The sequence below is a fragment of the Sphingomonas horti genome (assembly GCF_009753715.1).
GTDB classification, from domain to species: Bacteria; Pseudomonadota; Alphaproteobacteria; order Sphingomonadales; family Sphingomonadaceae; genus Sphingomonas_B; species Sphingomonas_B horti.
This window is the reverse complement of record NZ_WQMS01000006.1, coordinates 211,289-236,962: the sequence shown is the minus strand read 5'-3', so window position 1 is coordinate 236,962 and position 25,674 is coordinate 211,289. Positions and strand designations below refer to the sequence as shown.

Here is a 25,674-nt window from a genome sequence, read left to right as displayed (position 1 = left end):
TCAAGTCCAGGGTAAGAAAGACGGGGCGCGTCCGGGAGGGCGCGCCTCGGCTTTATCGGCGTCAGAACCGCAAGCGGGCACCGACGCGATAGGTGCGGCCCAGGGCGTCATAGGTCGACGGATAGACGTTGCCGCTGTTGAACGACGACGATCCGACGTCCTGCCCGGTGAAGGGCGGCTTCTTGTCGAACAGGTTCGCGACCGTTAGCGTCAGCGTCAGGTTGTCGCCAACCCCGATCCTGGTCGCCAGGTCGAAGTAATCGGCCGACGGCAGGAAGTTGAAGTCGTGCGTGCCGAACGATCCCGGAGCCGGCGCTCCCGGCAGGTTCGACTGCGAGCCCGGCACCGGACCCGAGTAGGAGTCGCCGTTGCCGTTCGCGCGGTCATCCGGCTCGTGCTGAATCGCGCTGATGTGCCGCCACAGCAGCGACAGATCGACATTGCCGAAGGTCAGCGTCGTGCGCTGCGTCCAGCTGAACTCCGGCTGGATGGAGCCCACATCCGCTGCCGTGCCCGCCGGCGAACCGCAGTTGCCGCTGAAATAGCCCACGCATTCGCGGTTGATCGAGATCGGCAGATTGTTGGGGTTCGGATAAGCCGTTGCCTGGAACAGCTGGTGGTGAGACCAGTTGCCGGCAAAGCTGAGCGCCAGCTTCGCAAAGCCGAGATCGGTGTTGTAGTTCATCGTGAAGTCGATACCGTCGCTCTTGACCTTGCCGAGGTTGGACAAGGGCAGGAAGAGGCCGGGCGTGTCGGTCGGGTCGCCGGCCAGGCCGCCGGTCAGCGCGTTGCGGCGGATGACCGTGCAGGCCAGGCTGGTCTCCGCCCCCGCCGCCGGGTTGAAGTTGCCGTTGGCATCCGGTGCGCCGAAGCAGGCCTGGATGGCATCGCCCGGCGTCGGCGCGGTGATCGCCCGGTTGATCTTGATGTGGTAGTAGTCGATCGAGGCGCTGAAGCCCGGCAGGAAGTCAGGCTGGAGCACGACGCCGAAGGTGTAGCTGTTCGACTTTTCGGGCCGCAGCGCCAGCGAGCCGCTGGCCGATGCGTTGCCCTGGCCTGCGGTCGGCTGCGGGATCGAGCCCAGCGTGAAGGCCGGGGCACCCTGCGCCCGGCAGACCGCAGCGAGCGTGCCGGTCGGCGCCGGTCGGATGATGGCCCCTTCATCGTCGATCGACGCGCAGGGATCGTTCGCGATCGTCGTCAGGCCGGTAACCAACGGGGCGAACAACTCGTTGATGTTCGGGGCGCGGACGGCGCGCGCGAAGTTGCCGCGGAACTTGACCGCATCGATCGGTTCCCAGCTGGCGCCGACCTTCCAGGTGGTCGTGTTGAATTTCGGCCGGCTCGGCGCGTCGACGGAATAGTGCGAATAGCGGATGCCGCCTTCCAAAGTCAGGCTCTGGAAGAAGGGCTTATCCTGCACGATCGGCGCGATAAGCTCGCCAAAGGCTTCGTAAACGTCGAACGCGCCGTCCACCAGCGCGGTCGGTCCGCCCGACCCGCCGAGGTCGCCGGAGCCCGACAGCGTGTCGCCCCGCTGGAGCGCGGTATATTTGCGATATTCGGCGCCGACCGCGAAGCTGACCGCGTCGGACGCCCAGGGCAGCGTGGCCCCGAAATCGCCGGAGACCGTCGCCCGCGCCTGGGCAAGGCTGGTGCGATTGAGCGTCGTGCTTTCCGCCGACAGGAAATTCGCCATCTCCGGCGTGATCGTGCCGAATACGTTGACGGGCACGCAGCCGTTGCTCGTATCCTGGCAGATCGGGTTGCCGTTGCCATCGACGGTGGTCAGCAGGCCCTGCCGGAAGCGCGAATTGAGCGTGTAGTTCTGGATGAACTGCGTATTCTCCGATTCGCCGTACGATCCGAACACGTCCCAATTGATGCTGTCGGTGATCGACCCACGGAAGCCGAGCCGGTAGTCGAAGATATTGGTCCGGAACTGGCTGATGCGCGGACCGACTTCGATGGCGCGACGCGAGATCTGAGTGGAGAATTCGCGATAGGCCGGATCGTTCGGATCGGTGGCAGCCGCCGCGGCCGCGCACTCGGCCGGCGTCAGCGTCTGCACTCCGTCCGCAATCGGATCGAAGTCGTTATTGGCGCAGAAGGTCGCCCGCGCTCCCGCCGGAAGGAAGGGATTGCTGACCGGAATCTGCACCGCAATGCCGAACGCACCCGACGGCGCGATGATCGTCTGAACCGAGTTCTTCGAGAACAGGCCGCGCGTGTAGACCTCGACCCCGTCCGTGATCTGGTAATTGGCCTGGCCGAAGATGTTGAAGCGCTGGAATGGCGTCTGGAAGATGTTGAACGGATTGAAGTTGAACGCCGTGAACGGCGACTGCAGCTGGCCGGTCGTCGGATTGACGTTCTGGAGCGGCAGGCCCGGCACCGAGAAGCGGGTCGGGAAGGTTGTGCCCGAACCGGCAACATTGCCGGTGAATGCGCTGATGTTGAAGCGGCTGAAATCGCGCGCGCCCTGATAGACCGGGTCCGCTTCCTGATAGCCGATCGAAAAGACCGCATTGCCGCGGTTGTCGTCGAAGCTCGCGCCGATGGTCGCGTCGACGCGGAAGATGTTGCCGTCTCCGCGCTCGGTGATCTGCTCCGAGGCAGACAGTTCCAGCCCGGTGAAGTCCTTCTTGGTGATGAAGTTCACCACGCCCGACACCGCGTCCGCACCATAGGTGGTCGACGCACCGCCGGTCAGCACTTCGGTCCGCTCAATGAGGGCGAGCGGGATGTTGTTCAGGTCGACGCGCCCGATCTGGTTCGACGGCGTGATGCGCACGCCGTCGAGCAGCACCAGGTTGCGGTTGGAGCCGAGGCCGCGCAGGTTGACGAACGAGGCGCCGCCATTGCCGTTGTTCACCGCCGAACCGGTCGACGGCACGACACCCGGAACTTCGCGGAGCAGCTGCTCGGCGACGTTGGTCTGGCGCAGCTCGACTTCTTCCGAGGTGGTCACGTTGACAGGCGTCGAGCGCTCAAGGTTCGGATTGGTGATCAGCGACCCGGTGACGACGATCGTCCCTTCGTCCGCCGGCGCCGCTTCGGCCGTCTGCTGCGCCGTCGCATCCTGGGCGAAGGCGGGGCCGGCGCACAGCGCCACGGTCGCCGCGCCCAGCGACAACAGGGTCCGGAGCCGCGAATTGGTAGTAGGCATGCAAATTCCCCTTATTGTTACTGCGCTTTGGCAGTCAGGATCGGGGGTAGCGGCGGGCCTTGGCGAGGAAAGAACCAGACTTGGCGCGCCGATGGGTCCAGTTTGGATGCCGCCGAAGGAGGCGCGCGAAGCGACCAAACAAAGCCTTATTTGTCAGTCGCTTAATATACGCGCTTGGTGGTGCGGCACGGGCCGGGGCAGCCCTTCTCGGCCGCTGAAAATCATCGAAATGTGCTTTTGGAACCGGCGTGTTGCACGACTGCAACACCCCTTTGGACCAGGCCCACTCAGGCGGCGGCGGGGCAGCCCTGGTCAGCGCGGCGGACGCCGAAGCCCGCGTTGATCGCGAGCGCGCGGCGGCGCTCGGAATAGCTCGCGGCGACCATCGGATAGTCATCCTCCAGGTCGAAGCAGCGGCGGTAATCGGCCGGCGTCATGCCGTAGCGGGCGATATGCCGGGTCAGCGAGCGATAGGGCCGCCCGTCGATCATCGAGATGATGTGATCGTCGGACGCGAGCGATTCCTCGACCGAGACGGCCGGCGGGAAACCGCCGTGCAGCCCGCGCCGCGCCTGCTGCCGCGCGATAGACTGCAGCGCGCCGGGCGTCAGATAGGCGGCGATGTAGATCAGCGACATCAGCTCGCCGAGCTCGCCATCGTTCGGCGCCTCATCCGCCTCGCCTTGCGCGAGCACGGTGAGGCAGGCGGCGACCATCACCAGCGCACAGGTCTCGCTGCCCCGGCCGCAGCCATGCTGGCGCAGCCGCGCCTGCACCAGCGTCGTGAGCTTGCCCCGCACGCGCGCATTCGCCTTGGCATTGTTGAGGGCGCCGACCATGCCGGGGACCGTCCAGAACCTGCCGAAAGCCGCTATGAACGCGGCGCTGTCGCCCTTCAGCGCCGCGTCGAAGGCCGCCTCGAACATCGGCAGCGCCAATGCCCAGAGCGTTTCCACCGGGTCGGCATAGAGGCGGTAAAAGGTCGATCGCGCGATGTCGCAGCCGTCGGCGATGTCGGCGACCGAAATGTGGTGGAACGCACGCTCGGCCAGCAGCTCGCGGAACTGGGCCTCGATCCGGCCGGCAGTGGTCAGAGTGCGGCCCTTGCGGCCGCGCACGCGAAAGACCTGTTCGGAAGCGTACATCAGGCGTGCCCTCTGGAAAGTTCGGACAGGATGACGGCGGCAAGGCGCGCGCCCTGGGCGCGGATCGCTTCCGGCGTCGCGCCCAGGCCGAGAAGCAGCCGGGAGCCGGTCGCAGCCGTGCCGCCGAGCCTTTCGGCGGCGAGGCGGGAGGCCACCGCAGGGGCGCGCCCCTCGCCAAGCTCCAGCGCGAGGTGGAGGCCGGCGCGGTTGACCCGGTCCGGGTCGGCAATCCCCGCCAGGCAATCGAGCAGCGCCACCCGCCGCTCGGCATAGGCCTGGCGGCGGCGGCGGAGGTGGCGCGCGAAATGTCCCTCGGCGATGAAGGCCTCCAGCGCGAGCTGCGACGCGAGGCTCGCCCGGCCGCCGACGATCGCATGTGCGTCCCGGAGCGGATCGACCAGCGCCGGCGGGGCGACCAGGAACGCAACGCACAGGCCGGGAAAGAGAAGGCGGTTGAAGCTGCCGACCAGCACCACATGCTCGCCCGCCTCGGCTGCGAGCGGCGGTGGCGGCGCCTCGTCGAACCAGAGTTCGGAGTCGCGGTCGTCCTCGACGATCCACGATCCGCCCTGGCGGGCCCAGCCGGGCAGCCAGTGCCGCGCCGCGCCGTCAAAGCCGGTGCAGGCCAGCCGGGCCGCCGCTTCCGCCGGGTCGCAGCCCGTGGCCTGAAGCCGTGCGCCCCGCGCTTCGAGAAGATGCCTTACCGACGGCCGACATGCCTCCTCGACCAGGGCGGCATCGCCGGCACGCAGCAGCGTCGCGGCGATCAGGTCGATCGCCGCCGTCGCGGTCGGCACGATCAGGATCTGGTCCGGGTGGCAGCGCAGGCCGCGCGGCGCGCAGACCAGCCGCGCGATCGTCTCCCGCAGAACCGCGTCGCCGGCCGGATCGGCAGCGATCAGGTGCTCGGGCTCGATCTGCGCCCAGGCCCGCGCCTGCAATTGCTTCCAGATCTGAGCCGGGAACAGATCGGCGGCTGGCCGCTCCGGCGCGAACGGCGGCAGCTCCGCCGCGTCGCGCGCCCGCGGCTGCGGCAGCGCCACGGGCGCCGCCGCCGGCCGGATCGAAACATAGACGCCGGACCGGCTGCGCGATTCCGCCCAGCCGTCGGCGATCAGCTGCTCGACCGCGAGGATCGCCGTGTTGCGCGAGACCTTGAGGTCGGCGGCGAGAGTCCGCGACGAGGGCAACCGCGTGCCCGGCGGCCATACGCCATCGAGGATGAAGGTGCGCAGGCGCTTGTAGAGGCCCTGGTAGAGCCCGCCCTGCGGTTCCGGCATGAGGTCGACGGGCAGGAAGGCAGGCGCGCGGGAACGGCCAAGCCCTTCCATGTCCCGCATCGCCAGAACGCTACCCACGACCGCATACCCTTTCACGCTGCCGTTCCGCGTGAGAGAATGATGCGACAGATGCGGCGATTGTAGCGTGGCTTCGATCAACGGCGATTCGGCACGGACGAAAGCAGGCGCGATTCTGCGAATGGCGAATGGCGGCGGACGAACGCCTCTCGACTTACCCGCATACGGGTGCCGATAAACGGCCGATGCACCGGCCGGTCCTCGCGAGCACCCTCGCCACGTGGCGATCCAAGGCCCGAATCATGCGCGCGGGCCTGAAGATGAGCATCCTGTACTGGCTGGTGCTGCTGGCCGCGCTGACCACGCTGGGTTTGATGGGCGGCCAGGAGACCTGGGCGACATTCGCGATCCGCTGCCTGATGACCGCCTTTTCGGTGGCGATGAGCTGGGTCATCATCCTGCTGATCACCCACTACCGAAACCCGAGCTTCGCCTTCAAGGCGATCCTGGTCTGCGCGATCGTGGTGGTGGTGGCGACGGCGCATGCGCTGGTCGCCTACCGCGCCTATCAATTCGCCGACCGGAACACCTCGCCGATGATGCTGGGCGAGATGCTCTGGAGCATCCTGTTCTGGAACGACGCCTATCTCGGCTGGTCGGCGCTTTTCCTGGCGCAGCAATACAGCGCCGAGGTCACCGACCGCGAGCGCCAGCTCTCCGAGCTGCGGGAGCAGGCCTATGGCGCGCAGATGCGGGCGCTGCGCTACCAGATCAATCCGCACTTCCTGTTCAACACGCTGAACGCGCTCGCGACGCTGATCGAGGAGCAGGACGTCAAGCCGGCCGAGCGCATGGTGCTGTCGCTGTCCGCCTTCCTGCGCTCGACGCTGGCGCTCGACCCGATGCAAGACATCACGCTGGCCGAGGAGCTGGACATCCAGGCCCGTTATCTGGAGATCGAACGCGCACGCTTCTCCGACCGGCTGCGGGTCGAGATGGACGTGCCGGGCGAGCTCAACCGGGCGCGGATGCCGAGCCTGATCCTGCAGCCGCTGGTCGAAAACGCGGTCAAGCACGGCATCGGCACCGTCGACGGCACCGTCTGCATCCGCATCTGCGCGGAAGCCGATCGCAACGTGCTCAGCATCCATATCGACAATGACGCCAGCGAGCATGCACGCCCGGCGACGAGCACCGGCCTGGGCCTCAAGAATGTCGCGGAGCGGCTTGCGACGCGGTTCGGGGAGGCGGGACGGCTGACTGGCGGCTACCTGCCCGACGGGCGCTTCCGCGCCACCGTCTCGCTGCCGCTGAGGTTCAGGCCGGGATGATCCGAGCGCTGATCCTGGATGACGAGCCGCTCGCCCGACGGCGCATCCGGCGCGCGCTGGCGCCGCTCGACCGGATCGAGGTGGTTGGCGAAGCCGGTAACATTCGCGACGGCCGCGCCTTGATCGCGGCTCTGAAGCCGAACCTGTTGCTGCTCGACGTCCAGATGCCGAACGGCAGCGGCTTCGACCTGCTCGCGGAGCTGGAAGGATCGGCGCCGGCAATCGTCTTCGTCACCGCCTTCGACGAATATGCGATCGCAGCGTTCGACGCCCATGCGGTCGACTATGTGCTGAAGCCGGTCGCTTTCGATCGCCTCGCGCTGGCGGTGGATCGCGCGCGCGGCGTGATCGCGCGGCAGCAGCAGGAACAGCAACTGGCGGAGCTACGCACGGTGGTCGGGGCCCTGCGCGGCGAGCTCAAGGAGCGCGCCGACACCGATGCCTGCTTCTGGGTCACGTCGCGCGGCGAAACGTTCCGCGTTCCGGCGATCGACATCGTCTGGATCCAGGCGGAGCGCGACTATGCGCGGCTGCACACGGCCCAGCGCTCGTTCCTCTATCACGAGAGCCTGGCGTCGATGGCCGAGCGGCTCGACCCGGCGAGCTTCATCCGGGTGCACCGCAGCGCGATCATCCACCGGCGCCGGCTGCGCAGCTTCCGCCGCGGCCAATTCGCTTCGCTGACGGCGGTGCTGGACGACGGCACCGAAGTGCGGGTCGGGCGCACCTATGAGCGGCTGATCCGCAGCGCGCTGAAGGAGAATTGATCAGGCGGCGATCCCGGCCGCCGCAGATTCGTCCGCGTGCTGCAGCCGCTGCGCCCGCTCCTCGAGCTCGCGCGCCAGGTCCTCGAGCGCGCGGATATCGTCGCGGTTCGACAGCCCGCCGGCGAGCATCCGGCACTTCTGGGCCTGCGCGTGCAATTTGTCGGGCTCGATCATGACCGCAACGAAAAGCCGATCCCGGCGCGCGCCGCTACTGGCCGCGCGACGAAGTGGCGGAATGCTTCGACGAGTCAGTGCGCCGCCGCCGGCTGGCCCAGTACCGAACCGGCGCGGAAGGCGAGCCGCAGCGCCTCAGGAAGGGTACGGACGCCGAGTCGATCGAACATGGCGGCGCGGTGCATCTCGACGGTGCGGACGCTCAAGTCGAGGGCGATCGCTACTTCCTTGTTCGACCTGCCCTCGGACAGCAGCACCAGCACGTCGCGCTCGCGCGGGGTCAGGCCCTCGATCAGCTGCTCCGCCTCACGGCGCTCGCGCTCCTCCGCGACGTCGCGCGACAGCATCGCGAAGGCGCGCTCCAGCGCTTCGACCAGGACTGGCTCCTCGAACGGCTTTTCGAGGAAATCGACGGCGCCGAGCTTCATCGCGCGGACCGCGGTGCCGATATCGCCGTGCCCGGTCATCAGGATCACCGGCAGCCGCCGCATCCGGCCTTCGAGCCGCTCGATCACCTTCAGCCCGTCGATCTCGCCCATGCGAAGGTCGAGCAGCACGCATCCCGGCGACAACTCGGACGCGTCGGAGAGGAAATCCGCGCCGTTCAGATAGGGCCGGGGCAGGAAGTCCGCGGCCTTCAGGAAGAAGCCGAGCGAGCGCCGCACCTCGCTTTCGTCGTCGACGACATAGACGATCCGCTGCGGCGCGCTTTCATGCCCTGACGTGCTGGCCGGCCCCTGTTTCAACATCATGACGGTTCACCGCCTAATGAGTGGAGCCGCTGGCTCCGATCCGGTTCAACCAGCCATCGCGGGCGCGGTTCCTTAGCTGCAGCTCCGGTGAGCAAATCGACGCGCGGCGCGTTGTGCCGTAGCTCTACGGGGCCGGTATTTGCGAAACGCTTATCCGCCGCCCCGTAGCGCGCAGCCTCCGGTTTCAACGAAGGATCGCGCGTGTATTCGCTTGTCTATGTCTCCAAATGCCTGCTGACGCCCGACTATGCCGGAGCCGGCATCGAAGCGATTATCGAGGTCGCGACCGCGCGCAATGCGGCGACCGGCGTCACCGGCGCGCTGCTCTACACCGGCGCCAGGTTCGCGCAGCTGCTGGAAGGCGAGAAGGACGCGGTGCTGGCCATCATGGCGAGCATCGCGCGCGATCCGCGCCATGGCGACATCGTCATCCTCGACCAGCGGGCCGCATCGGCGCGCCGGTTCTCGCACTGGTCGCTCGTCTATGGCCATTCCACCTTTGCCGCCGGCATTGTCGAGCGGGCGCTGGCAGCGCATGGCCATGCGGACGAATATCCGCTTCGCAACCTTATCCGGCTGCTTCAGGAGCTCGCGCCGTCGGCAGGGTGAAGCGCATCGTCGCGCCCGGCCCCGCGTCCGTGTCGGTCCAGATCGAGCCGCCATGCGCCTCGACGATCATGCGGCAGATCGGCAGGCCGACCCCCATTCCGTTCGGACGCGTGGTGTAGAGCGTCTCGAAGAGCCGCGGCACCGCCTCCGGTGGAATCCCGGGACCGGTGTCGCTGACCGACACTTCGCAATAGCCGGGCGCGCCGGGCGAGGCACCGACCGTGATGATGCGCCGGGGCAAATCCTCCATCGCCGCGACCGCATTGCGGATCAGGTTGATCAGCACCTGGCGAATCTGGATGCGGTCCGCAAAGACGAAACACTCTCCCTCCGCCTGGACACGACAAGTCACACCGGCGGCCGCCGGATCGTTCATGGCGAACCCGCACGCCTCGTCGATCAGCGCGTGCAGGTTCTCGCGCCTTGTTTCGATCGTCCCGCGCGTCACGAATTCGCGGACGCGGCGGACGATCTCCGACGCGCGCACCGTGTTCTGGTCCGCCTCCTCAAGGCCGCGCGCCAGGTCCGGCTTGCCGGCGCCGTCGATCCGGTCCAGCAGCCGTTTGCACCCGCGGACATATTGCGCGATCGCAGTCAACGGCTGGTTGATGTCATGCGCGATCGCCGACGCCATCACGCCCATCGCGCTGAGCCGCGACACCCGGGCGAGATCGGCCTGGGCGCGGCGATAGGCTTCCTCCGCGTCATGGCGCTCCTGCACGTCCTCGAGCGTGCCGTACCACACGACCTTGCCCGCGGCCTGATCCTCGCGCTTCGAGGCGCGGGCGTGGCACCAGCGATACCCGCCTTCGGCATCGCGCATCCGCCACTCGCGCTCGAAGCGGCGGCCGCTCCACACCGCCTGCATCCAGGCTTCGTGCAGGCGCTCGACCTCTTGCGGATGCACGAAATCGAGCCAGCCGTTGCCCAGAGCCTCGCGCGGCGCGGCGCCCGTCCAGTCGCGGAAACGCTCTCCGACCGCCAGGAGCTGCCCGCGTCCGTCTGCCGTCCAGGGGATGAGGCTGCTCAGCTCGACGACGTGGCGGTAAAGCTCCTCGCTCTCGCGCAGCTGCGCCTGCGCCTGTTCCAGCTCGGCGGTCCGCTCCGCGATTTCAGCGGCAACATGCGTGTCGTCGGCAGGATCGGCGATCATGCTCCACCTCCGATTCGTGAACGAAACGGAACGCGACATGATCCATCTCTTTCCAAGCCGGGCCGATTGTGCTGATCGGGGGCGCATGAAAGCGACCATCCTGCACAACCCGCGCTGCGGCACCTCGCGCAACACGCTGGCGATGCTCGAGGCCGAACCGGGCATCGCGCTGACCGTGATCGACTATCTGAAGGCGCCGCCCAGCCGCGACGAGCTCGCCCGCCTCTACGCCCGCGCCGGCATCAGCCCGCGCCAGGGCCTGCGCACGAAGGAAGAAGCGGCAGCGGCACTCGCCGGCGCGAGCGACGACGCTGTCCTGGACGCGATGGTGGCGAATCCGATCCTGATCGAACGCCCGCTGGCGGAGACCGAAAAAGGCGCCCGCCTCTGCCGCCCCGCCGAGAAGGTGCGGGAAATCCTCTAGGCCTGACCGGTCGCGTCCTGCTTTCGGGACGCTTTTTCGCCCAGATCGTGCGGGCCGCCGGCGGGCATGCCGCTGACCGGCTCGGCGACGTTCGGATCGGTGCTCTGCCCGGCCGCGCCGACCGCGTTCAGGGCCTCGTTCTCATCGTCTTCGTGGCGTTCGCGATCCATCTCGCTTCTCCTCGGCGGTATTCACGCGCCGGAGGGGGCGGCGGTTCCCGTTCAGCGCACCCGACGCTTCCAGCGGGTCCAGAGGAACCAGCCGACCGCGACCAGCCCGACAGCGACGATCACGGCATCGGCCCGGTGGAACCAGTCCTTCAGCCGCGGGTCGCTGTCCCACGCCTCGCCCAGCTTCATCCCGATCCATGCCAGGCCGAAGCAGAACGGCCAGGAGCCGACGAAAGTGTAGAGGTGGAAGCGCCCCAGCGGCATCGCGGCGACGCCGGCGGGCAGCGCGATGAACGAGCGCACCACCGGCAGCATCCGCGCGATCAGCACCGCGATGCTGCCGAAGCGCGCGAAGAACCGCTCCGACAACTCCAGGTCGTGCGCGTCGAGCAGCACATATTTGCCCCAGCGCAGGATCGCGGCGCGGCCGCCCCGCTTGCCGAGCTCATAGGCCGGGATCGAGCCGACATTGCAGCCGATCGCGCCCGCGGTCGCGACCAGGTAAAGGTTCAGCTCGCCGGTCGAGACCAGATAGCCGCCGAACGGCATGATGATCTCCGACGGGAGCGGGATGCAGGCGCTCTCGATCGCCATCAGGATGACGATGCCGAGATAGCCGCCGGCGGAAATGACTGCGATGATGAACGCCGCCATCGCGGCGATGATGGTGTGAATGACTGTCATGGGCTCCGCTCGCGGCCGCCCCTAGCCGGTCGCAAAGGTCTTGTCGAAGGGTCAAAAAAAGGGCGGATCGTTTCGGGCTTGAAGCAGCTCTGGATCGGGCGCAGAGCGCGCCGTCTTTTGAATCCGAGTCGCAGATCGATGGCCGACGCCGCTGTTTCGGAGCTTTCTGACGCAATTCATTCCCGCCAAAGCACCGCGTGGCTCGCCCTCGGCGCGCTGGGCGTCGTGTTCGGCGACATCGGCACCAGCCCGCTCTATGCGCTGCACGAGACGTTCGCCGGCCACCACCAGATGGCGGTCGAACCGATGCGGGTGATGGGTGTGATCAGCGTCATCTTCTGGACGATGCTGCTGATCGTCACCTTCAAATATGTGACCATCATGATGCGCGCGGACAACAAGGGCGAAGGCGGTAGCCTGTCGCTGCTCGCGCTGATCTCGCGCCATTCCGGGCCGGGCCGCTGGACCGCGGGCCTGACGATCCTGGGCGTATTCGCGACCGCGCTGTTCTTCGGCGATGCGATGATCACGCCGGCGGTGTCCGTCCTGTCGGCGGTCGAAGGCCTGGAGGTGCTCAATCCCGACTTCGCGCGTTTCGTACTTCCGGTCGCGGTCGCGATCCTGGTCGGACTGTTCTCGATCCAGAGCCATGGCACCGAGCGGGTCGGCGCGATCTTCGGCCCGGTCATGCTCGTCTATTTCGTGACGCTCGCGCTGCTCGGCATCGGCGCGATCCTGCGCGAGCCGCGAATCCTGGCGTCGCTGTCGCCGACCTATGGCGCCCGCTTCATCGCGGCCGATCCGGCGACGGCGTTCCTCGCCCTCGGCTCGATCGTGCTGGCGGTGACGGGTGCCGAGACGCTGTATGCCGATATGAGCCACTTCGGCCGGGGGCCGATCCGGCTCGCCTGGCTGCTGGTCGCCTTTCCCACGCTGATGCTCAACTATCTGGGCCAGGGCGCGCTGCTGCTCGGCAGCCCGCAATCGATCGAAAACCCCTTCTACCTGCTTGCCCCGGATGCCTGGCGGCCAGCGATGATCGTGCTTGCGACACTGGCCACGATCATCGCCAGCCAGGCGGTGATCACCGGCGCCTTCTCGGTGATGCGCCAGGCGGTCCAGCTCGGCTTGTTCCCGCGGCTGAACGTGCTGCACACGAGCGAACGGGCGGAGGGGCAGATCTACCTGCCGCTGGTCAACTGGTCGCTGCTGGTCACGGTCGTGCTGCTGGTGCTGGCGTTCAAGACGTCGACCAATCTTGCCTCCGCTTACGGTATCGCAGTGACGGGCACGATGTTGATCACCACCGTCATGCTGGCAGTGGTGCTGACCCGCCTCTGGCATTGGCCGAAGCCGCTCGCGTTCGCGCTGATCGCGGTGCTGGCGACGGTGGACGGCGTCTATTTCGCCTCCAACCTGACCAAATTCGCGGACGGCGGCTGGTTCCCGCTGCTGGTCGCCGCGATCGCCTTCACGATGCTGACCACCTGGGCGAAAGGCCGCGCGCTGGTGCGCCGCCGCCTGGCCGAAGGAAACATGCCGGTTGACGTGTTCGTCCAGTCGGTCGCCCAGGACATTCACCGGGTGCGCGGCACCGCCATTTACCTCACCGCGCAGCCCGAGGGCATCCCGCCTTCGCTGCTGCACAATCTGAAGCACAACCAGGTGCTGCACGAGCAGGTTATCCTGCTGACGGTCTCATTTCTGAACGTGCCCAGGGTCAAGAGCGAGAACCGCGTCTCGGTCGAAGATCTCGGCGGCGGACTGCGGCGCGTCCTGCTCCGCTACGGGTTCAGCGAGGACCCGGACATTCCTGTCGCCCTCGCCTCCGCGAAGGCGAGGCTGGGCCCGCTGCCGCCGATGAGCACCAGCTATTTCATCTCGCGCCAGACCGTGATCGCCGGCGGCCGCCCGGGCATGGCGCTGTGGCGGGAGAAATTGTTCGGCTGGATGGTCCGCAATTCCGCGACCGCGATGGAGTTCTTCAGGCTGCCTGCGAACCGAGTGGTGGAGCTCGGCTCGCAGGTGCAGATCTGACTTACTGCGCCTCCGGCTTCAACCAGCGGTCCAGCCAGGCGAACACCTCGGTGTACCACTGGATCGAGTTGCGCGGCTTCAGCACCCAGTGATTCTCGTCCGGGAAGATCAGCAGCCGCGACGGGATGTCGCGGCGCTGCAGCGCGGTGAACGCGGCCAGCCCCTGGGTGTAGGGAATGCGGAAATCCTTCTCGCCGTGGATCACCAGCATCGGCGTCTTCCACTTGTCGACGAAGTTCACCGGGTTCCACTTCTCATATTCCTGCGGCGCTTCGTAATAGGGCTTGCCGCCATGCTCCCATTCGTCGAACCAGAGCTCCTCGGTCTCATAGGCCATGGCGCGGGCATCGAAGACGCCGTCGTGCATCACGATGCACTTGAACGCGTCGGGCCAATTGCCCTCGATCCAGTTCATCATGTAGCCGCCATAGCTGCCGCCCAGCGCGCAGGCGTTGGCGGTGTCGATCTGCGGATCCTCCTTCGCCGCGGCGGCCATGCCGAGTTTCAGGTCCTGAAGCGGCTTCCCGCCCCAATCCCTGTTGATGCTGTCGGTGAAGGCCTGGCCGTAGCCGGTCGAGCCGTGGAAATCGATCGTCACAGCGGCATAACCCGGCGCGACAAACAGCTTCGGGTTCCAGCGGTAGGACCAGCTGTTGCCGAATGATCCCTGTGGCCCGCCATGGACCAGCAGCTCGACCGGCAGCTTGCCGGTTGCGCCTTCGGTCTTGACGATCTGGCCCCAGACGGTGTCGCCGTTCGCGCCGGCGAAGCTGAAGCGCTTCACGCTGACCGGGTCGATATCCTTCAACTTGTCGGCGTTGACCGCCGTCAGCTTGACCGACTTGCCGCCTTTCCAGCGGTAGAGATCGTCGGGCGCCTGGATGCTGTTGAGCGTGTAGACGATCGAGCCGTCGGCGAGCGGCCGGACGTTGCCGACCGTGCCGCCCTCGGTCAGCCGCGTGACCTTGCCGCTGGCGACATCGACGCGGAACAGCGGATCGTCCAGCACTTCGCCGGCCGTAACCAGCAGGCTCTTGCCGTCGGATGCCCAGGCGATCGAGCTGACCGAGCGGTCCCAGGCCGGCGCGACCTCGCGCGTCTCGCCGGTCGCGACGTTGCGCAGCATGATCGCGAGCCGGTCCGCCTCGTATCCGGGCCGCTTCATCGCCGCATAGGCAAGCCATTTGCCGTCGGGCGAGACGGCCGGCAGCGTATCGGTCGCGTCGCTGGCGTCGGTCAGGTTGACAGGCTCGCCGTTCGGCCCGGCCGCGAAGATGTCGAGATTGGTCGAAAGCGGCTCGATCCGCCCGGCCTCGCGCAGCGCGAAATAGAGCGTCTTGCCGTCCGGGCTCCAGGCCAGCTCCTCGCTGCCGCCGAACGGCTTGGACGGCGCGTCGCCGACCAGCTTCGTCGCGACCGGCACGCCGGCGCCGGTCGGCTTACCGTCGACGAGCGGCAGGATGAAAATGCGCGAGCGGGTGTTCGGCTCGGCCCAGCTGTCCCAGTGACGCACGAACAATTGGTCGTAGGTCCGCCCGCTGCCGCCGGCCGCGGGCTCGGTCTTGTCGGCGGCGCAGTTATAATCGGCGCAATCGAGCTTGCGATCGCCCCAGATCGCGATGCGGTCGCCGCTCGGCGCCAGCAGGAAGCCGCCGATATCGGTCGCAAGATCGGTCAGCCGCTCGGGCGTGCCGCCGGACGCGGCCACCCGCCAAAGCTGGTCGGATCCGCCGGCATTGCCGAGATAGTAGATCCACTTGCCATCGGCCGAGAAGACGGGGTCGTGCTCGCTCTTGTCGGCGGCGGTGAAGGCGATCCGCACCGGCTCCGCGTTCTTCGCCTTCAGGTCCAGCAGCCACAGGTGATTGCGGCCCTTGTTCGCGGCCAGGTCGGTCTCGCGCAGTTGATAGACCAGCCAGCGGCCGTCGGGCGACACTGCCGGCGCGCCGATCCGGCGCATCGTGGCGAGGTCGGTCGCCGTCATCGGGCGGGCTGAAGCGAGGGTGGGGAACAGGGCGGCGGAGCCCAGGGCGAGCGCGATCAGCGTCTTGGTCATGGACGCACTGCCTAGCATCCCGGCGCGCTCATTCAAATGGCTCCGGGAATCTCTCGCATTCCTTGTGCGCCACGAGGTGCAACCGTTTGGGAATCGCGGCGTTAACCAGCCCAGGTCGCTTGGCGAGGGGCTCGAAGAGCCTCCGGGCGGCCACAAGGAAAGGGGTATATGATGGCTTCACGCGTCCTGGCCTCCATTGCAATCGCAGCCGCGTGCGCATTTGCCGCTCCGGCAGCGGCAGCGATTACGATCTTCAACTCGGCCGGGAACGTCCAGCCTTCGGAAAACGTGCTGATCGTCGACGGCCTGACCGGCCAGACGGTGTTCGGCAATACTAACAACACCAATACGAGCGTCAGCTTCCTGGCGTCGGGCGCCGGCGAGACCCTGGCCGGCTTCGCCAACGGTCAGGCGCGCGTGGAAGCGGTCGGCAGCCCGCTCGACTCGCTGCGCTTTTTTCTGACCAACGGCGAACGGTTCGGCGAGGTCGAGTTCGACCTGCACAAAGCCGCGGGCGACACCGGCACCGTGGCCGTCACCTTCTTCGGCAGCTTCGGCACCGAGACGCGCACCTTCGACCTGGGCAACGGCAATAACTGGTTCGCGGCCCGCACCGACGGCGGCGACCTGATTACCGCTGTGGCGTTCGATACCAGCGGCTCGGGCGTCGACGATATCCGCCAAGTCCGACTTGGCGCGATCGAAGCCGCTGCGCCGCCCCCCGCGGTTCCGGAACCGGCGAGCTAGGCGATGATGCTCGGCGGCTTCGGCCTGCTCGGAGCCGTCGCGCGCCGGAAATCGCGGATGCCGGCGGCGGCCTGACCTTCCCTGCCGCAAGCCGGCCTTAACTCGCCAGCCGAACCCTAACAAATGTGGTGAAGCTGCTGATTGCGAATGTGAAATGTTCCGTTAACCCTGTTCTCGGGCGCAGGGGTCGCGCCCGCTGACAGGGGGTTTCTGATGACATCATACCGTCCGTTTGCTTATGCCGCCGCCGCTGCTCTGGCGCTCGGCACCGCCACCGGCGCCCAGGCGCTCAAGATCAACCTGATCAACACTGGCGGTGTCGAGGAAGGCACCGCTGCGTTCATCGGCTTTTCCGCGGCCGCCCGCTATTGGGAATCGGTGCTGAAGGACGATGTGACGCTGAACTTCCGCGTCGGCTTCAGCAGCCAGGGGTTCGATCCGAACACTCTCGGTTCCACGTCCAGCTCGTCCGGCAGCAAGGCCCAGGGCGTCTGGCGCACCGCCATCATCGGCGACGCGACCACGACGCTGGACGGCATCGCGGTCAACCACCTTCCCACTTTCTCCAACGCCAATGTGAGCCTGAACACGGCGCTGCAGAAGGCGCTGGGCATCTATACGGGCACCGAGGCTGCGATCGACGCGACGATCCGGTTCAACAGCGCCCGTCCGTTCGATTTCGACACGCGCGACGGCTTCCAGAGCGTTGCGTCGGACTTCATCGGCGTGGCCGTCCACGAAATGGGCCACGCGCTCGGCTTCACCAGCGCGGTGAGCCAGACCACGACCAACGCGTCGCGCCCGTCCAACACCGACATGTTCCGCTACAAGAACGGCGCCTGGAACATCACCTGGGGCGAGGATCCCTATTTCTCGATCGACGGCGGCGCGACCGAAGTGTTCGGCCGCTCCGACTTCTCGCCGGGCAGCGACGGGTTCCAGACCTCGCACTGGCAGGAAGGGCTGCGCCAGCATGACGGCGTGCACTGCACCAAGCTGCTGGAGCCGCAGATCGGCATCCTCGATCCCACCGGCGGGCTGTGCCAGGAAGGCATCGTGACGGCGCAGGACCTGGCCCTGTTCGACGCGATTGGCTGGGACCTTAACCTCGATATCCTGTCGAACCCGGGCTACCACAAGTCGACCAGCCGGATCCTGTGGGACTATCTGGCGGTTCCGGAACCGTCGAGCTGGGCGATGATGATCGCCGGCTTCGGCCTGATCGGCGGAGCGCTGCGCCGGCGGGCACGGACCGCGGTCCGCTTCGCCTGACCATCACCGGGTCCCGCATGGCAGGACCCGCAAGGAAAGAGCGCCGCGGCATCAGCCGGCGGCGCTCTTCTTGTCTTGAGTCGGGCTCAGGCGAAAACGACGCTGGTGCGGCCCCGGCGGCGCGCGGCGGCGCCCAGCAGGCCGAAGCCGCCGATCATCATCGCCCAGGTCGCCGGCTCCGGCACGGCATTGCCGGTGGCGCTGGCGATCACCTGCAGGCCCGACTGGGCAACCCAGGGATAGACATAGTCGCCGGTCGCCTCGACCGCCTCACCCGGCACGCCGGTCGGCGCGTAGCAGTTGGACACGCCCTGCAAGCAGTAGAAGGTCGCACCCGAGCCGACCCCCGGCGCCTGGAACAGCGCCAGGCCGTTCGCGCCGAAGTCGAACTGCAGGTCCGTCGCGGTGGCGCTGAGGCCGCCGGTGATCAGCATGCCGCTGTTGGCCGATGTCAGGGTGAAGCTGCCGTCCGTGTTGAACAGGTCGATCGTGTAGTCGACGATGTTCCCGGCCCCGATCGCGCCGATCGAGCCGTCGGTCGTGATCGAGATGTTGACCGATCCGGTGCCGATCGAACGGGAGCCGACATAGGTGACAGCTTCGGCCGCGGTGGCCGCCGTGAGCATGGAGGCCGCAAGCAGCCAAGTGGTAACGCGCATCTGGAAAACCCCCTTCGTACTTTAGAACCCGCCGGGTTGCGTTCTGCGCATCCCCGATCGTTGCGGACCCAGGTCCATTGCCGCGAAATCGCCAAGGCGGTCAACGGCTCGCTGACCGGCCCGCTGTCCCAATTTGGCAAAGAAAGCCGGCAGCCGCCGAGGACAGATCAGGCGCGGTGGGCGGCGATCCAGTCCTCGACCACCGGAGCGATCCGGTCGCGCCATTTGCTGCCGTTGAAGATGCCGTAATGGCCGACGCCTTTCGCGAGCAGGTATTTCTTGTCGGCCTTGGGCAGGCTGGTGGCGAGCGTCAGCGCCGCCTTGGTCTGGCCGATGCCGGAAATGTCGTCGCGCTCGCCCTCGATCGCGAGCAGGCCGATATCGGTGATCGCACCCGGATCGACCCGGGTGCCCCGGTGCACCCATTCGCCTTTCGGCAGCGCGTGGCGCTGGAATACCAATTCGACCGTTTCCAGGTAGAACTCGGCTGTCATGTCGCAGACCGAGCGATATTCGTCGTAGAATTCCTTGGTGCGGTCCGCGCTCTCGCCGTCGCCCTGGACGAGGTGCTTGAACATCTCCCAATGGCTCATCAGGTGATCGCCCAGGTTCATCGACATGAAGCCGGCGAGCTGCAGGAAGCCCGGATAGACTTTCCGCCCGGCGCCCGGATAGCTGAACGGCACGGTGGCGATCACATTCTGCTGGAACCAGGCAAGCGGCCGCTGCGTGGCGAGCGTGTTGACAGCGGTCGGCGCCTCGCGCGTGTCGACCGGGCCGCCCATCATCGTCAGCGTGCGCGGCCGGCAGGGATGCCCGTTCGCGGCCATCAGCGCCGCCGCAGCATAGCAGGGTACCGAAGGCTGGCAGACCGCCAGCACGTGCGTGCCCGGCCCCATCGCCTCCAGGAACCCGATCAGATAATCGACATAATCCTCAAGGTCGAAGCTCCCTTCCTCCAGCGGCACCAATTTGGCGTCGCGCCAATCGGTGACGTGAACGTCGTGGCGCGGCAGCATCCGCTCGACCGTGCCGCGCAGCAGCGTCGCGTAATGGCCAGACATCGGCGCCACGATCAGCAGCTTCGGCCCGCCCTCGACGCCTTCGCGCCGGAAGCGCTTCAACTGGCCGAACGGCTTTCTGAGGACGATCTCTTCCTCGACCACGACCTTGCGGCCGTCCACTGTCGTGCTGGCGATCCCGAACTCGGGCTTGCCTCGCGGCGCGGCGGCGTGGGCAAAGACTTCGAGCGCCGACGCGACCAGCGGGCCGCCGCCGAAATAGGCCATCGGATTGGCGGGATTGGACAGGAACTCGGCGCCTGCATTGGCAAACGCGCTGGCCCCCGCGAGCAGCGAGCGCTGCCATTCATAAGCGTCGTAAAGCATCAGCGTCCTTCTAGCGCCCACCCCTGAACGCTTCGTCACCGGTTTAGGCTCAATCCGCCGCGCCGCGCAACGCCGGCTTCCGGGCTATCCCCAGGTTGAGGCGCACGGGACGCCCTGCTACTCGCAAGCGCATGGCGAACGAAACGGACGCGGAGCCGAAGACCCGCAAGCTCTCCAGCCTCGCGATGGTCTGGCGGTTCGCCGCGCGCTACCCCGGCCATATCGCCTGCGCCGCGGTCGCGCTGGTCATCGCATCGGGCGCAACAGTCGCGATCCCCTATGGCTTCAAGCGCGTGATCGACCGCGGCTTCTCGCACGGCGGCGATCCATCTGCGGTGACCACGGCCTTCTACTATCTGTTGATGATCGTCGGCGTGCTGGCGATCGCGACGGCCTTCCGCTTCTACTTCGTCTCGTGGCTCGGCGAGCGCGTGGTCGGCGACATCCGTAAGGCCGTGCATGCCAACCTGGTGACGCTGGCGCCGCGCTTTTTCGAGGAAAACCGCCCGTCCGAGATCGCGTCACGGATGACGTCCGACACTTCAGTGATCGAGCAGATCGTCGGCTCGACCGTCTCCGTGGCGCTGCGGAACCTGTTCACCGGCATCGGCGGGGTCGTCTATCTGTTCGTGCTGTCGCCCAAGCTGGCGGGATCGCTGATGATCGGCATTCCGCTGGTGGTGGCGCCGATCGTGCTGCTGGGCCGGCGCGTCCGCAATTTCTCCCGCACCAGCCAGGACCGGATCGCCGATGTCGGCGCGATCGTGGCCGAGACGCTGGGGGCGATGAAGATCGTCCAGGCGTTCGGGCAGGAGCAGCGCGAGCGTGGCCGCTTCGCGACCGCGGTGGAGGCCGCATTCGGCGTCGCCAAGCGCCGCATCTTCATCCGCGCGATCATGACGGCGGTCGTCATCGCGCTGATCTTCGGCTCCGTCACCCTGGTGCTGAAGGAAGGCGTGACCGACGTCGCCGCCGGACGGCTGAGCGGCGGCTCGATCGCTGCGTTCGTGCTGACCGGCGGCCTAGTCGCCGGCGCGTTCGGCGCGCTGACCGAAGTCTATGGCGACCTGCTGCGCGGCGCGGGCGCGGCCGGCCGCCTGTCGGAGCTGCTCGCCGAGCGACCCGAGATCAAGGCGCCGGCGCATCCCGTGGCCCTACCCGCGCCGGCCGAGGGGCGGCTGAGCTTCGACCACGTAACGTTCCGCTATCCGACGCGCCCAGACACGAGCGCGCTGCACGACTTCTCGCTCGAGGTCGCGCCGGGCGAGACCGTCGCGGTGGTCGGTCCCTCGGGCGCGGGCAAGTCGACCCTTATCCAGCTGGCCCAGCGCTTCTACGATCCGCAGCTGGGCTCCGTCCGCCTCGACGGAGTCGATTTGCGCGACGCCGATCCGGCCGAGGTGCGCGCGCGCCTCGCGATGGTGCCCCAGGAAACCGTGATCTTCGCCGCCTCCGCGCGCGACAATCTGCGCTATGGCCGCTGGGACGCCACCGATGCCGAGCTGTGGGCGGCGGCGGAGGCGGCGAACGCGGCCGGCTTCCTGAAAGCGCTGCCCGCCGGCCTCGACACCTATATGGGCGAAGGCGGCGCACGGCTTTCGGGCGGCCAGCGCCAGCGGCTCGCGATCGCCCGCGCGATCCTGCGCGACTCCCCCATCCTGCTGCTCGACGAGGCGACCAGCGCGCTCGATGCCGAATCCGAACGGCTGGTGCAGGATGCGCTGGAACGGCTGATGGCGGATCGGACCACGATCGTTATCGCCCATCGGCTGGCGACAGTGCGCGCCGCCGACCGCATCGTCGTCATGGACGAAGGGCGGATCGTCGAGGCCGGCACGCACGAGACGCTGAACGCGGCGGGCGGCCTTTATGCGCGCCTCGCCCGGCTGCAGTTCGAAGGCCTTGCCGCATAGATTCTTCCCCTCTCCTGAAACCGCTCCGAAGCTTGATCGTTACACCCCTCGCGCGCGTCACCGCGCTTTGGGCACGGGGCTTTGAAGCGGGCGGCCGGGCCGCGCCGCAACGAGGAGACGGTTATGAAAAGCATCTTGTTGGCTTCGGCACTGATGATCAGCGGCGTCGCCTTCGCGCAGGCCGATCCGCGCGACGCCGGCCAGCCGATCGGTTCGAACGCGACGCTGCAGCCGGGCACGACCATGGGCGAGCGCGACACGATGGGGCCACCGCCGGCGACCAACCCGCCCGCGACGACCACGACGATGCCCGATTCGACAATGAGCAGCACGATGTCGACGGGTACGACCACGTCCACCATGGGGACGTCCGGCTCCGGCACGGTTATGGTCCAGCAGGGCGGCAACATGACCGCACCGCCGGCATCGACCGGTCCCTATCCGCGCTGCTCCCGCACGATCACCGATCACTGCAAGCAGGACGAGAGCCGCGCCCGCGACGTGAAGCACAGCCGCCGCTAAGGCTTGCGGGTCAACCGCCAAGTCGAGCAAAGAGCCTCCCGAACCAGTTTCGGGAGGCTCTTTTCGCATGATCATCAGTTTCAAGGACCGCGTCGCGATCGTCACCGGCGCCGGCGGCGGCCTGGGCCGCGCCTATGCGCTGGAGCTTGCCCGGCGCGGCGCGAAGGTCGTCGTCAACGATCTCGGCGGCGCGCGCGACGGCACCGGCCATTCGGATGCGGCGCTGAAGGTGGTCGAGGAGATCGCGGCCGCGGGCGGCGAGGCGATGTCGAACGGCGGCAGCGTCACCGAATATGAGCAGATGGTGGAGATGGTCGCCAGGGCCAAGGAGCGCTGGGGCGGCGTCCATATCCTGATCAACAATGCCGGCGTGCTGCGCGACAAGAGCTTCGCCAAGATGGAGCCGGCCGATTTCCGGTTTGTCGTCGACGTGCACCTGAACGGCTCCGCCAACTGCACCAAGGCGGCGTGGGAGACGATGCGCGAGCAGGCCTATGGCCGCATCCTGATGACGGCCAGCTCGACCGGCCTTTACGGCAATTTCGGCCAGGCCAATTACGGCGCTGCCAAGCTGGGGCTGGCCGGCCTGACCAAGACGCTCAACCTGGAAGGCGCCAAGTACAACATCCGCGTCAACACGATCGCGCCGGTCGCCGGGACGCGGATGACCGAGGACCTGTTTCCGCCCGAAGCGTTCAAGGCCTTCGCGCCGGAGAATGTGGTTCCCGCCGCGCTGTTCCTGGTCAGCGAGGACGCGCCGTCGAACATGATTGTCGGCGCGGGGGCCGGCGCTTTCCACGCCGCCTATGTGACCATGACGAAGGGCGTGCTGCTGCCGGAAGCCGAACGTACGCCCGAAGGCATTGCGGCGCATTGGGACGAGATCACCGACCGCAGCGTCGAGACGGTCCCGCAATCGGGCGGCGAGCAGTCGATGGCGATCCTCAAGCTGCTGCAGGGCGGATAACTACTGTATTGCTACAGCAATACAGTTCTGCTATTCTCCCGTCCGGGAGGACTGCCGATGTACAGCGATACGGATATCGAGCGCGCCGTCGCCGCAGGGGCGATTTCGGCCGATGCGGCGGGGGCGCTCAGGCGCTACCTGGCCGATCATGGCACCACGCCGGTGGTGGACGAAGAGCAATTCCGGCTGCTCAGCGGCTTCAACGACATTTTCGTCGCGATCGCGAGCGTGCTGCTTCTGGTCGCATTGGCGTGGATCGGCGATTCGATCGGGCCGAAGCTGGGTCGCGACGGACCGTCGCTGATGGCCGGCCTGTTCGTGGCGGCGGCCGCCTGGGGTCTCGCCGAGTTCTTCACTCGCCAGCGGAGGATGGCGCTGCCCAGTATCATCCTGCTGCTCGCTTTTGCTGGCGGCGCGTTCGTGACCGCGCTGGTCGCGATCGCGCTACCGATCGGCGACGCGGCGTTCCAGGGCGAAAACGACCGCACCGCGGCGCTCGTCGCGGCGGCTGCCGCTGCGGTCGCGGCGGGTGCGACCTGGCTGCACTGGCGCCGTTTCCGCGTGCCGATCACGATCGCGGCAGGCGCCGCGGCCATCGCCGGGCTCGTCCTGGCGCTGATCGCGTTCGCGATCGGCGACACGCCGGCTCTCAGGGCAGCGATGCTGACCGGCGCGTTCGTGCTCGGCGTTGGCGTGTTCGCCTTCGCGATGTGGTGGGACGCGTCCGACCGCGAGCGCAAGACGCGCCGCGCCGATGTCGGCTTCTGGCTGCACCTGCTGGCCGCGCCGCTGATCGTCCATCCGGTGTTCCAGGCGCTGGGCGTGCTGGACAACCGCGTGTCAATGGGCAGCGCGGTAATCGTGGTGCTGCTTTACGTGCTGCTCGCCGCCGTCGCGCTGGTGATCGACCGCCGCGCCTTGATGGTCTCGGCACTCGCCTATGTGCTCTACGCGCTGAGCGCGCTGTTCCGGGAACTGGGCGCAGTCGGCCTCAACCTCGCGCTTACCGCGCTGGTGATCGGATCGGCGCTGCTGCTGCTCTCCGCCTATTGGCACATGGTGCGGGCGGCGATCGTCGAGCGGCTGCCGGAGGGATTCCGCGCCAAGCTGCCGCCGGCGCATGAGGTGGCGGTGGGACAGCCGGTTTCGGCCTGAGCCCCGTCATTGCGGGCGTACGAAGCAATCCAGTGTCAACCGCAATGGATTGCTTCGCCCCCGGACCAAATCCGGGGTCTTCGCAATGACAAAGGGCTAATTCTGCACCAGCTTCAGCAGTTTTCGCTCGACCGGCGCGAGCACCGGCCCCAGCTCATGGCCGCGCTTCAGCACCGTGCCGCTTTCGCCGATCAGCGCCCATTGGCCTTGGCGATGGCGCAGCGCCGGGCGTTTTTCGATCCGGAACTCGGGCCGTTCGGCGGTGCGACGGAAGCCGCTGAACACGGCAGCGTCGCGCCCCAGGTCGATCGCGTAATCCCGCCACAGGCCGGCGGCGACCATCCGCCCGTAGAGATCGAGGATGCGCATCAGCTCGGGCCGGTCGAAGCCGACCTGCCCGCACCAGCGCTGCGCTACCGGAAAAGGGTGGACGTTGCTCATCCGAAGAGGTCTTGCCGCTCCGTCTGCTTGCGCTCCGCCAGCAGCGCGTCGATCCGGGCCTGGAGCCGGTCGATTTCCGCCTTCATCCCTTCCAGCCGCTGACCGGCGGGATCGCACAGATCGGAACAGACGGTCCCGTACGGGATGAAGTCCTTCTGATACTGCTCCGCATCCATCAGGGTGGGCTTGGCCGGAATCCCGACCATCACCGCCCCCTCCGGCACGTCCTTGGTCACGACGGCATTTGCGCCAACCCGCGCGCCCTTGCCGACGGTGATCGGCCCGAGCACCTGCGCGCCCGATCCGACGATCACCCCGTCCTCCAGCGTCGGATGGCGCTTGCCGGCGACACCGTCGGCCGGGTTGGTGCCGCCCAGCGTCACGCACTGGTAGATGGTGACGTTGTCGCCGATCTCGGCCGTCTCGCCGATCACGCTGAAGCCGTGATCAATGAACAGGTTGCGCCCGATCTTCGCGCCCGGATGGATGTCGATCGCGGTCAGTACGCGCGACAGGTGATTGACGAAGCGGGCGAGGAAGAACAGCTCCCCTTCGAACAGCCAGTGGGCAACGCGGTGCATCGCGACCGCGAGCACGCCCGGATAGAGAAGAATCTCCCAGCGGCTGCGAGGCGCAGGGTCGCGGGCACGAATGGAATCCAGATAAGCGACAAGCCTGCTCGCCATGCCTCTCCCTCCCTTGGGCGCACATATTTAGGGAAACCCAGGTGCGATTGCCAGTTTATGAACGTCCGGCTTGTCGGGGCACAAGCGCTTCTGTCTTGCCCGACGGGACCGGCGAGCGCAGAGGCGGCGATCGAACGGTGCGGGAGTGAAACGGA

The 25,674-nt window shown here is 67.3% G+C and carries 23 protein-coding genes and 2 pseudogenes; 12 read left to right on the top strand and 13 right to left on the bottom strand.

Annotation, left to right across the window (positions count from 1 at the left end):
- Positions 1–61 precede the first annotated feature (61 nt).
- The 3 genes from GON01_RS04770 to GON01_RS04760 form a co-directional block, all read right to left on the bottom strand.
- Entirely contained in the window at positions 62–3,169 is a 3,108-nt protein-coding gene (locus GON01_RS04770; protein ID WP_157026214.1) for a TonB-dependent receptor domain-containing protein, read from the bottom strand.
- Positions 3,170–3,456: 287 nt separating this feature from the next.
- On the bottom strand, positions 3,457–4,314 hold the full coding sequence (locus tag GON01_RS16865; RefSeq protein ID WP_232328661.1) for a MucR family transcriptional regulator: 858 nt from the start codon (positions 4,312–4,314) through the stop codon (positions 3,457–3,459).
- Positions 4,314–5,672 carry an aminotransferase-like domain-containing protein gene (locus tag GON01_RS04760; RefSeq protein WP_157026213.1) on the bottom strand — a complete coding sequence of 453 codons (1,359 nt, stop codon included), beginning with the start codon at positions 5,670–5,672 and terminating at the stop codon, positions 4,314–4,316. The genes GON01_RS16865 and GON01_RS04760 overlap by 1 nt, the downstream gene beginning before the upstream one ends.
- 242 nt (positions 5,673–5,914) lie before the next feature.
- Between GON01_RS04760 and GON01_RS04755 the strand changes: the two genes are divergently transcribed.
- A complete protein-coding gene (locus GON01_RS04755) occupies positions 5,915–6,943 on the top strand; it encodes a sensor histidine kinase (protein WP_181599900.1) in 1,029 nt (342 codons plus the stop codon).
- Entirely contained in the window at positions 6,940–7,710 is a 771-nt protein-coding gene (locus GON01_RS04750) for a LytR/AlgR family response regulator transcription factor (RefSeq protein ID WP_157026211.1), read from the top strand. The genes GON01_RS04755 and GON01_RS04750 overlap by 4 nt, the downstream gene beginning before the upstream one ends.
- Here GON01_RS04750 and GON01_RS04745 read toward each other — a convergent pair whose 3' ends face one another.
- Positions 7,711–7,884 carry a hypothetical protein gene (locus GON01_RS04745; RefSeq protein WP_157026210.1) on the bottom strand — a complete coding sequence of 58 codons (174 nt, stop codon included), beginning with the start codon at positions 7,882–7,884 and terminating at the stop codon, positions 7,711–7,713.
- A gap of 74 nt (positions 7,885–7,958) precedes the next feature.
- Positions 7,959–8,636 carry a response regulator transcription factor gene (locus GON01_RS04740; RefSeq protein ID WP_232328660.1) on the bottom strand — a complete coding sequence of 226 codons (678 nt, stop codon included), beginning with the start codon at positions 8,634–8,636 and terminating at the stop codon, positions 7,959–7,961.
- A 201-nt stretch (positions 8,637–8,837) separates the two neighbouring features.
- On the opposite strand from GON01_RS04740, the gene GON01_RS04735 reads away from it, so the two are divergent.
- Positions 8,838–9,245, top strand: coding sequence for a BLUF domain-containing protein (locus GON01_RS04735; protein WP_157026209.1), 408 nt, complete (start codon positions 8,838–8,840; stop codon positions 9,243–9,245).
- Here GON01_RS04735 and GON01_RS04730 read toward each other — a convergent pair.
- Entirely contained in the window at positions 9,205–10,398 is a 1,194-nt protein-coding gene (locus GON01_RS04730) for a sensor histidine kinase (protein ID WP_181599899.1), read from the bottom strand. The genes GON01_RS04735 and GON01_RS04730 overlap by 41 nt on opposite strands.
- Before the next feature lie 85 nt (positions 10,399–10,483).
- On the opposite strand from GON01_RS04730, the gene arsC reads away from it, so the two are divergent.
- Positions 10,484–10,822 carry an arsenate reductase (glutaredoxin) gene (arsC, locus tag GON01_RS04725; protein WP_157026207.1) on the top strand — a complete coding sequence of 113 codons (339 nt, stop codon included), beginning with the start codon at positions 10,484–10,486 and terminating at the stop codon, positions 10,820–10,822.
- Here arsC and GON01_RS04720 read toward each other — a convergent pair.
- On the bottom strand, positions 10,819–10,992 hold the full coding sequence (locus tag GON01_RS04720; protein WP_157026206.1) for a hypothetical protein: 174 nt from the start codon (positions 10,990–10,992) through the stop codon (positions 10,819–10,821). The two genes, arsC and GON01_RS04720, sit on opposite strands and share 4 nt — an antisense overlap.
- A gap of 51 nt (positions 10,993–11,043) precedes the next feature.
- Positions 11,044–11,676 carry a DedA family protein gene (locus tag GON01_RS04715; RefSeq protein WP_157026205.1) on the bottom strand — a complete coding sequence of 211 codons (633 nt, stop codon included), beginning with the start codon at positions 11,674–11,676 and terminating at the stop codon, positions 11,044–11,046.
- Between the two features lie 138 nt (positions 11,677–11,814).
- Here GON01_RS04715 and GON01_RS04710 point away from each other — a divergent pair, with 138 nt between their 5' ends.
- Positions 11,815–13,713, top strand: coding sequence for a potassium transporter Kup (locus GON01_RS04710; RefSeq protein WP_157026204.1), 1,899 nt, complete (start codon positions 11,815–11,817; stop codon positions 13,711–13,713).
- Between the two features lies 1 nt (position 13,714).
- On the opposite strand, the gene GON01_RS04705 is transcribed toward GON01_RS04710, so the two are convergent.
- Positions 13,715–15,769, bottom strand: a complete 2,055-nt coding sequence (locus tag GON01_RS04705; protein WP_157026203.1) for a S9 family peptidase — start codon at positions 15,767–15,769, stop codon at positions 13,715–13,717.
- Positions 15,770–16,057: 288 nt separating this feature from the next.
- Here GON01_RS04705 and GON01_RS04700 point away from each other — a divergent pair, with 288 nt between their 5' ends.
- From GON01_RS04700 to GON01_RS17405, 3 genes and pseudogenes are all read left to right on the top strand, one after another.
- Entirely contained in the window at positions 16,058–16,516 is a 459-nt protein-coding gene (locus GON01_RS04700) for a hypothetical protein (RefSeq protein WP_157026202.1), read from the top strand.
- Positions 16,517–16,729: 213 nt separating this feature from the next.
- Positions 16,730–17,605, top strand: a pseudogene (locus GON01_RS16580) (NF038122 family metalloprotease); the annotation flags it as partial.
- A gap of 84 nt (positions 17,606–17,689) precedes the next feature.
- A pseudogene (locus GON01_RS17405) lies at positions 17,690–17,788 on the top strand (PEPxxWA-CTERM sorting domain-containing protein); the annotation flags it as partial.
- An 86-nt stretch (positions 17,789–17,874) separates the two neighbouring features.
- On the opposite strand, the gene GON01_RS04690 reads toward GON01_RS17405, so the two are convergent.
- Positions 17,875–18,447: a PEPxxWA-CTERM sorting domain-containing protein gene (locus GON01_RS04690; RefSeq protein WP_157026201.1), complete on the bottom strand. Its 573-nt coding sequence runs from the start codon at positions 18,445–18,447 to the stop codon at positions 17,875–17,877.
- Between the two features lie 167 nt (positions 18,448–18,614).
- Positions 18,615–19,835 (bottom strand): polyhydroxyalkanoate depolymerase, encoded by a 1,221-nt coding sequence (locus GON01_RS04685; RefSeq protein ID WP_157026200.1) that lies wholly within the window; start codon positions 19,833–19,835, stop codon positions 18,615–18,617.
- Between the two features lie 131 nt (positions 19,836–19,966).
- Between GON01_RS04685 and GON01_RS04680 the strand changes: the two genes are divergently transcribed.
- From GON01_RS04680 to GON01_RS04665, 4 genes are all read left to right on the top strand, one after another.
- Positions 19,967–21,748, top strand: a complete 1,782-nt coding sequence (locus GON01_RS04680; RefSeq protein ID WP_157026199.1) for an ABC transporter transmembrane domain-containing protein — start codon at positions 19,967–19,969, stop codon at positions 21,746–21,748.
- Positions 21,749–21,871: 123 nt separating this feature from the next.
- Positions 21,872–22,270: a hypothetical protein gene (locus tag GON01_RS04675; RefSeq protein ID WP_157026198.1), complete on the top strand. Its 399-nt coding sequence runs from the start codon at positions 21,872–21,874 to the stop codon at positions 22,268–22,270.
- A 67-nt stretch (positions 22,271–22,337) separates the two neighbouring features.
- Complete coding sequence (locus GON01_RS04670; protein ID WP_157026197.1) at positions 22,338–23,237, top strand: SDR family NAD(P)-dependent oxidoreductase; 900 nt, start codon at positions 22,338–22,340, stop codon at positions 23,235–23,237.
- A gap of 57 nt (positions 23,238–23,294) precedes the next feature.
- Positions 23,295–24,392 carry a hypothetical protein gene (locus tag GON01_RS04665; RefSeq protein ID WP_157026196.1) on the top strand — a complete coding sequence of 366 codons (1,098 nt, stop codon included), beginning with the start codon at positions 23,295–23,297 and terminating at the stop codon, positions 24,390–24,392.
- Between the two features lie 96 nt (positions 24,393–24,488).
- Here the strand turns inward: GON01_RS04665 and GON01_RS04660 are convergent, their stop codons facing one another.
- Positions 24,489–24,833 (bottom strand): DUF2794 domain-containing protein, encoded by a 345-nt coding sequence (locus GON01_RS04660; protein WP_157026195.1) that lies wholly within the window; start codon positions 24,831–24,833, stop codon positions 24,489–24,491.
- Complete coding sequence (gene epsC, locus GON01_RS04655; RefSeq protein WP_157026194.1) at positions 24,830–25,519, bottom strand: serine O-acetyltransferase EpsC; 690 nt, start codon at positions 25,517–25,519, stop codon at positions 24,830–24,832. The genes GON01_RS04660 and epsC overlap by 4 nt, the downstream gene beginning before the upstream one ends.
- Positions 25,520–25,674 lie beyond the last annotated feature (155 nt).